Origin of the sequence: Pseudomonas rossensis (genome assembly GCF_039888995.1) — a bacterium.
Taxonomy (GTDB): Bacteria; Pseudomonadota; Gammaproteobacteria; order Pseudomonadales; family Pseudomonadaceae; genus Aquipseudomonas; species Aquipseudomonas rossensis.
The window spans coordinates 1-719 of record NZ_JBBWCB010000313.1 but is presented as its reverse complement, the minus strand read 5'-3'; the positions used below and the strand labels follow the sequence as shown (position 1 = coordinate 719).

At 59.2% G+C, this 719-nt stretch carries 1 protein-coding gene; it reads left to right on the top strand.

The window, feature by feature from the left end; genetic code table 11:
* Window positions 1–608: hypothetical protein (locus WLY71_RS30650; RefSeq protein ID WP_347806574.1), on the top strand; the 608-nt coding region annotated here is incomplete at its 5' end.
* Between the last annotated feature and the right edge of the window lie 111 nt (window positions 609–719).

Below are 719 nucleotides of genomic sequence, written 5' to 3'. Positions count from 1 at the left end.
CCATTAACCACGCCTTCAACGTGGTTCTGCTGGGGCCTTCCGGTATAGTCCGCCTGATACCTGTGTGGCCTGAACACCAAGCCGTGATGGCGCAACTGCCCACAACCCTTCCCCGGCAATATCGCTCTACGATTTCACGATTTCTGTGTCACCTCGAGCAGCAGGGTCTGCGTTGGTCAACGCTGGCGCCTGCTGCGGGCGAAGTGCGCCCAGCAGCGTTGGAGGCGGCGGTCAATACGGCCATTACGCAACACGGACTTCAGATAGGCACGCGCGCGGCCATTAACCACGCCTTCAACGTGTTTCTGCAGGGGCCTTCCGGTCGGGTCTACCTGATACCTGCGTGGCCCGAACACCAAGCAGTGATGGCGCAACTGCCCATAACCCTTTCCACGCAACACCGCTCTGCGATTTCACGATTTTTGTGTCACCTCGAGCAGCAGAGTCTGAGCTGGTCAGCGCTGGCGCCTGCTGCGGGCGAAGTGCGCCCAGCAGCGTTGGAGGCGACGGTCAATACGGCCATTACGCAACACGGACTCCACCCAAGCGCGCGCGCGGCCATTAACCACGCCTTCAACGTGCTTCTGCGGGGGCCTTCTGGGCGATGAGTGTAACGACCTGCATTCGAAAACTTCCCGACCTGCAATCAATACGGTTTTCGACCCGTATTCATTGCGTCCAGCCTAGCGGACCGGCATGAATTGCGACTAAAAAAGACT